Source organism: Cupriavidus sp. 05T41 (assembly GCF_056396525.1).
In genome coordinates this window covers 1-6,702 of record NZ_JBFTLQ010000163.1, presented here as the reverse complement: position 1 = coordinate 6,702, position 6,702 = coordinate 1, and the positions used below count along the sequence as shown (strand labels likewise).

Sequence of the window (6,702 nt, the reverse complement as noted above, 5' to 3'; positions counted from 1 at the left end):
CGCGATGTACTGCTGCGTTACGGCGGTCGCTGGGTGCTCGCCTCCTTCACCGATCCAAAGCGCCGCTGGTGGCTACCGCTCACCCTCTGGGTGGACCTGGTCATCGTGCTGCTGGTCATGCCGGTGATGGCGCTCCCCCAACTCATCATCCTCACTTACCCGGAACCTCAGTTTCCGCCGGAGAACGACCGGCTGTGCGGCTTCGCCGACGAGGATGGCGATCATCGTGCCTGACTTCCAACGGCGGTCCATGTTTGCTGAAATCCAGAGAAGGCGGCATCGGTTTCGGTCAGCAAGCGATTGGCTGCCCCATGCGATGGATGAAAGCACGCAAGTCTCCACGCAGTTTCAGCCGAAGGGTGCTAGCCCGGACTATGCAGGAAACTTGGGCACCAACACGGTCAATTTGGGTCGATAGCAACGAGCCAAGTGACCCTCGTATCCTCTACGTCGCCCAAGTCTGCGAGTACATCCGCCACTTTATGGCCCAGGGACCGTGTGATCTGCCGCTGCCCGAAGCACCCCACTGGTGGAACACTCCTCACAACAACTTCTGCCTGACTCCGCGTGAGACGCTGCGCCACTACGTTCCGTGGCGCACCGGCGAGCGGAAGACGGTCCCGCGTCTCACGGGACCGTCTTCAGTGGCGTCTCCTACAACCGCTCGACGATCGTCACATTCGCCATGCCGCCGCCTTCGCACATGGTCTGCAGGCCGTAGCGCTTGCCATGCGTATGCAGGGCATGCACCAGCGTGGTCATCAGCTTCGCGCCAGAACCGCCCAGCGGGTGGCCCAGCGCGATCGCGCCGCCGTGCACGTTCATGCGCGCCGGATCGGCACCCGTGGCCTGCAGCCACGCCAGCGGCACCGGCGCGAACGCTTCGTTGATCTCGAACAGGTCGATGTCGCCGATCTTCATGCCGGCCTTCTCCAGCGCGCGCAGCGTGGCGGGCAACGGCGCCTCGAGCATGATGACGGGATCGTGGCCGAGCACCGACATATGATGGATGCGCGCGAGCGGCTTGACGCCCAGCTTCTTCAGGCCGGCTTCGTTGACGATCATCAGGCCGGCGGCGCCATCGCAGATCTGGCTGGCGCTGGCTGCGGTGACGGTGCCACCCTCCTCGATCAGCTTGACGCTGCCGATGGACTCCAGGCTCGCTTCGAAGCGGATGCCTTCGTCCACCGTGTGCAGTTCGCCATTGCCGCTGCCGTCGGCGGCGCGCACGGCGACCGGCACGATTTCCTGGTTGAAGCGGCCGGCCTGGGTGGCGGCGATGGCGCGGCGGTGGCTTTCCAGCGCGTAGCGGTCGAGGTCGTCGCGCTTGAGGCCGTACTTGCGCGACATCATCTCGGCGCCGGTKAACTGGCTGAACTTCACGCCCGGATAGCGCTCCTGCATGGCCGGGCTCATCGAGCTGCCGAAACCGTTCTTGAACGGCAGYGAGGACGGCAGGCCCATCGGCACGCGCGTCATGCTTTCCACGCCAGCGGCGATGACGATATCCATGGTGCCGGACATCACGGCCTGTGCGGCGAAATGCAGCGCCTGCTGCGACGAGCCGCACTGGCGGTCCACGGAAGTGCCGGGCACGCTTTCGGGCAGGCGCGAAGCCAGCACGGCGTTGCGCGCCACATTGCCGGCCTGCTCACCGGCCTGGCCCACGCAGCCCATGATCACGTCGTCGATCAGTGCGGGATCGGCGCCGCTGCGCGCGACCAGCGCGTCCAGCACCTGCGCGGCGAGGTCCGCCGGATGCCAGCCCGCGAGCTTGCCGCCCTTGCGCCCGCCCGCGGTGCGCGCGGCCGCTACGATGTATGCCTCTGCCATGTGCTCTCCTCTTATCGTTCCAGGCAAACMCTGTTTATCCTGATGCGGATTCTGGAGCAGTTGCCCGGCACATGGCGTCGTCGGAAGCGACGATTGCGCKGCCGGCGCGCGCTGTCAGACGCGCGGCTGCAGTACCGAGAAGATCGCCGTGGCGCGCAACAGGCAGCGCTCGCCCGCCAGCAGGCGGCAACTGCCGAAGCGCAGCCGCGAGCCGAGCTTGTCGAACGCCACGTGCGCTTCCACCCAGTCGCCCACGCGCGCGGCATCGAAGTAGTCGAGGCTGAGGTTGGCGGTCACCGCCGGATGCTGGCGCCCTGCCTCCAACGCCATCATCATCCCGATGGCGGTATCGGCCAGCGTGGCCAGCATGCCGCCGTGCGGGATGCCGAGCGGGTTCAGATGCTGCGGCCCGATGCGGATGGCGACCACGCGCCGCGCACGGTCCACGTAGAGCTGGCCGAAATGCTCGAGAAAGCCGCTGGCGCCGCGCAGCGCGACAAATCCCGGCGGCACCGCCGCCGCGTCCGCGCCAGCGCTGCCGGCGCCCGGTTCATTGGCTTCTGCCATGGACACCGCCCCGCCTCAGGCCGCGAAGAAGCGCGACGCCACGCCGAGCTGCTCGCGGCATTCGGCCACCATGCGCTCGATCAGCTCCTCGCAGCTCGGGATGTCGTCGATCAGGCCCACGCACTGGCCCGCGCTGATGATGCCGCCGTCGGTCTCGCCGGCGTTCAGCGCGGCCTTGCCGCGCACGCCCGCCACCAGGTGCTTGACGTCCTCGAACTGCGCGCCGCCCGGCTGGCGCTCGATGGTCACCACTTCGTCCGAGACGGCGTTCTTGAGCACGCGCGCCGTGTTGTGCAGCGTGCGGAAGATCAGGTTGGTATCGCGCTCGCTGGCTTCCACCAGGGCCTGCTTGATGTTGTGGTGGATCGGCGCCTCGCGCGTGGCGCAGAAGCGCGTGCCCATGTTCACGCCCTCTGCACCCAGCACCAGCGCCGCCGCCATGCCGCGCCCGTCGGCGATACCACCCGAGGCGATCACGGGGATGCCGAGCCGGCGCGCCGCCAGCGGGATCAGGACCATGCCCGGCACGTCGTCTTCGCCGGGATGGCCCGCGCATTCGAAGCCGTCGATCGACACCGCATCCACGCCCAGCCGCTMGGCCGACAGCGCATGGCGGATCGCCACGCATTTGTGGATCACCTTGATGCCCGCCGCCTTGGCGCGCGCGATGTGCTCCTTCGGGTTGTTGCCGGCGGTCTCCAGCACCTTGATGCCATTTTCGATGATCACGTCGAGGTAGCGCGCGTACGGCGGCGGGTTGATCGACGGCAGCAGCGTCAGGTTGACGCCAAACGGCTTGTCGGTCAGCTCGCGGCAGCGACGGATCTCTGCGTCCAGCGCCTCCGGCGTGGGCTGGGTCAGCGCGGTCAGCACGCCGAGGCCGCCGGCGTTCGATACCGCGGCGGCCATCTCGGCGTAGCCGACCCATTGCATGCCGCCCTGGATGATGGGATAGCGGGTGCCCAGCAATTCGGTGATGCGCGTCTTCATGATGTTCCTGTCTTCCTTCTTGTCTTTGCCGATTCTCTGTCCTGCCCCGGCGCGGCAAATGCCGGCCGCCGCCAGGCAAGCTGGCGCCAGTCTAAGGCGCCGGTCCACTGCCGGCCTCGTCGGATGCGACGATTGCAGGCGCATGATTCTGCACTACCTTACCAGCCAACCCTTTCGAGCAGCCAAGGCCAGCCATGAGCAACGCATCCCAAGCATCCCTGCCCCCCAGCTTCGAGACCCTGCAATATGCGGTCGAGGCCGGTGTCGCCACCATCACCCTGCACCGCCCGGACAGGCTCAACGCCTTCACCCCGAAGATGATGGAGGAGCTGATCGCCGCCTTCGACGCCACCGACGCCGACGACAATGTGCGCGCGGTGATCGTCACCGGCTCGGGGCGCGCCTTCTGCGCCGGTGCCGACCTGGCCTCGGGCGGCTCCACCTTCGATTTCGAGAAGCGCTACGGCGCCAGCAGCCAGGGCAGCGCGCACCGCGACGGCGGCGGGCGCGTCTCGCTGCGCATCTTCCGCAGCCTCAAGCCGGTCATCGCCGCCGTCAATGGCGCGGCGGTGGGCGTGGGCGTGACCATGCAGTTGCCGATGGATATCCGCCTGGCCTCGACCGACGCCAAGTTCGGCTTCGTGTTCGCGCGCCGCGGCATCACGCCGGAGGCGGCTTCGTCATGGTTCCTGTCGCGCGTGGTGGGGATCTCCACCGCGCTGGAGTGGTGCTACACCGGCCGCGTGTTCAGCGCGCAGGAAGCGCTCGATCGCGGCCTGGTGCGCTCGCTGCACGCGCCCGAAGACCTGCTGCCGGCGGCGCAGGCGCTGGCGCGCGAGATCGCGGACAACGCCGCGCCGGTCTCGGTGGCGATCTCGCGMCAGCTGATCTGGCGCATGGCCGGCGCCAGCCACCCGATGGAGGCGCACCGGCTGGACAGCCGCGCGATCCAGTCACGCGGCCAGTCCGCCGACGTCAAGGAAGGCGTCGATGCCTTCCTGGAAAAGCGCCCCGCCAACTTCCCGGAGCGGGTCTCGCAGGACATGCCGGACTTCTACGACTGGGGCAACGAGCCGCCCTTCATCTGAGCCAGAGACAACGCCCAACGCATCGCCAGGAGCACAGCGTGAACGTCAGTACCGCAKTCCAGACCMGCAAATCCGTGCGCGGCTTCCTGCCCGCGCCGGTGGCGCCGGAGATCATCCGCGACGTGCTCGAACAGGCCGCGCGGGCACCCTCGGGCGGCAACCTGCAGCCGTGGCATATCCACGTGGTGGGCGGGGAACCGCTCGAAGAGCTCAAGGGCACCATGCGCGAGCTGATCGCCAGCCGGCCCGGCGGCGAGGGCAAGGAGTACGACATCTATCCGCCAGAGCTGGTCTCGCCCTACCGGGAGCGCCGCTTCCAGGTGGGCGAGGAACTCTACCGCTGCCTGGGCATTCCGCGCGAGGACAAGCGCGCGCGCATCGCGCAGTTCGCCAACAACTTCACCTTCTTCGGCGCGCCGCTGGCGCTGTTCTGCACCGTGGACCGCCGCATGGGCCCGCCGCAGTGGTCGGATCTCGGCATGTACCTGCAGACCGTGATGCTGCTGCTGCGCGAGCATGGCCTGCACAGCTGCGCTCAGGAATGCTGGGCGATCTATCCGCAGACCATCTCGTCCTTTCTCTCGATCCCCGCCGAACGCATGCTGTTTACCGGCATGGCCATCGGCTACGAAGACCCCGGGGCGCCGGCCAACCAGCTGCGTGCCGTGCGCGCGCCGCTGGAGGAGTTCGCGGAGTTCGTGGGGATCTGAGAGCGCGGCCGCCGGATTCGGCAACTATGCCGATTTCGTCGGTCCCGACGCGGAAAGACGACAAGCCGGGTCAGGTTTGAGATGCCACACTATAAGTGTCATCCATCCTGCCCCCGCCAGCCCCGCCATGCGCCAGCCTTCCGCTCCGGCCGAGTCCGCTCCCGGCCCGTTCGCCCCCCTATCTACCGTTCGTTCCCCGGCCACGCGTGCCGCGCACCGGGTCACCGTCATCGACTCCCATACCGGCGGCGAACCGACGCGCCTGGTCATTGGCGGCTTCCCCGATCTGGGCGGCGGCARCATGGCCGATCGCCTCGTGCGGCTGGCTGGCGAGCATGACCGCTGGCGCACGGCCACCGTGCTGGAGCCGCGCGGCAGCGACGTGGTGGTCGGCGCGCTGCTGTGCGCTCCGGCCTCGGCCGATGCCTGCGCCGGCGTGATCTTCTTCAACAACAGCGGCTACCTGGGCATGTGCGGCCACGGCACCATCGGGCTGGTGGCGTCGCTGGCGCACCTGGGCCGGATCGCGCCCGGCCGCCACCGGATMGAGACCCCGGTGGGCGTGGTCGATGCCGTGCTGCATGAAGACGGCTCGGTCAGCGTGCGCAATGTGCCGGCATGGCGCTACCGGCGCGCCGTGGCGGTGACGGTGCCCGGCCACGGCACCGTCGCAGGCGATATCGCCTGGGGCGGCAACTGGTTCTTCCTGTGCGAGGACCATGGCCAGCGCATCGCGCACGACAACGTGGACGCCCTGACCGCCTTCGCCGGCGCGCTGCGCCGGGCCCTGGAGCATGCKGGCATCCGCGCCGAGGGCGACGCCGCGATCGATCACATCGAATTGTTCGGCCCGCCCGGCCMGGCCGACGACGCCGACAGCCGCAACTTCGTGCTGTGCCCGGGCAACGCCTACGACCGCTCCCCGTGCGGCACCGGCACCAGCGCCAAGCTGGCCTGCCTGGCTGCCGACGGCAAGCTGGCGCCCGGCGCGCCGTGGCGCCAGGCCGGCATCACCGGCAGCCGTTTCGTGGCGCACTATGCGCCAGCCGGAGAAGCGAGCCGCATCGTGCCCACCATCCATGGCACCGCCCACGTCTGCGCCGAAAGCACGCTGCTGGTCGGCGGCGACGATCCGTTCGGCTGGGGGCTGGTGGCGTGAGCCGGGCCCTGCACTGCGCAGACGCCATCGTGATCGGCGCCGGCATCGTAGGCGCAGCGTGCGCCGCCGAACTGGCCGCGCATGGCCTGAACGTGCGGGTGCTCGACGACCAGCGCGGCGGCGCCACGCACGCCGGCATGGGCCACCTCGTGCTGATGGACGACAACGCGGCCGAGCAGGCGCTGTGCGCGGCGTCGCTCGGCCTCTGGCGCGTGCTGGYCGCGCGCATGCCCGAGGCCTGTGCCTACCGCCGCTGCGGCACGCTGTGGCTGGCCGCCGACGAGGAGGAACTGGCGCAGGCCGCCCGCCGGCGCGCAGCGCTGCGGGCGCGGGGCGTCCCGGGCACGCTGCTGAC

8 protein-coding genes are annotated in these 6,702 nt (G+C 69.1%); 5 read left to right on the top strand and 3 right to left on the bottom strand.

Annotated elements, in window-relative coordinates; translation table 11 throughout:
* Positions 1-234: hypothetical protein (locus AC1DKV_RS39845; protein WP_477139681.1), on the top strand; the 234-nt coding region annotated here is incomplete at its 5' end.
* Positions 235-654: 420 nt separating this feature from the next.
* Here the strand turns inward: AC1DKV_RS39845 and AC1DKV_RS39840 are convergent.
* The 3 genes from AC1DKV_RS39840 to AC1DKV_RS39830 form a co-directional block, all read right to left on the bottom strand.
* The gene (locus AC1DKV_RS39840) at positions 655-1,833 is read right to left on the bottom strand and encodes an acetyl-CoA C-acetyltransferase (RefSeq protein ID WP_477139680.1); all 1,179 of its coding nucleotides are present in this window, start codon (positions 1,831-1,833) and stop codon (positions 655-657) included.
* Positions 1,834-1,947: 114 nt separating this feature from the next.
* On the bottom strand, positions 1,948-2,400 hold the full coding sequence (locus AC1DKV_RS39835; RefSeq protein WP_441621589.1) for a PaaI family thioesterase: 453 nt from the start codon (positions 2,398-2,400) through the stop codon (positions 1,948-1,950).
* Positions 2,401-2,415: 15 nt separating this feature from the next.
* Positions 2,416-3,390, bottom strand: a complete 975-nt coding sequence (locus AC1DKV_RS39830; RefSeq protein ID WP_477139679.1) for an NAD(P)H-dependent flavin oxidoreductase — start codon at positions 3,388-3,390, stop codon at positions 2,416-2,418.
* A 194-nt stretch (positions 3,391-3,584) separates the two neighbouring features.
* Here AC1DKV_RS39830 and AC1DKV_RS39825 point away from each other — a divergent pair, with 194 nt between their 5' ends.
* The 4 genes from AC1DKV_RS39825 to AC1DKV_RS39810 form a co-directional block, all read left to right on the top strand.
* Complete coding sequence (locus AC1DKV_RS39825) at positions 3,585-4,478, top strand: crotonase/enoyl-CoA hydratase family protein (protein WP_441650427.1); 894 nt, start codon at positions 3,585-3,587, stop codon at positions 4,476-4,478.
* A 38-nt stretch (positions 4,479-4,516) separates the two neighbouring features.
* Complete coding sequence (locus AC1DKV_RS39820) at positions 4,517-5,188, top strand: nitroreductase (protein ID WP_477139678.1); 672 nt, start codon at positions 4,517-4,519, stop codon at positions 5,186-5,188.
* A gap of 127 nt (positions 5,189-5,315) precedes the next feature.
* Positions 5,316-6,347, top strand: a complete 1,032-nt coding sequence (locus AC1DKV_RS39815) for a 4-hydroxyproline epimerase (RefSeq protein ID WP_477139677.1) — start codon at positions 5,316-5,318, stop codon at positions 6,345-6,347.
* Positions 6,344-6,702 (top strand): FAD-dependent oxidoreductase (locus tag AC1DKV_RS39810; protein ID WP_477139676.1); only part of this gene is annotated, 359 nt, incomplete at its 3' end. The genes AC1DKV_RS39815 and AC1DKV_RS39810, both read left to right, overlap by 4 nt.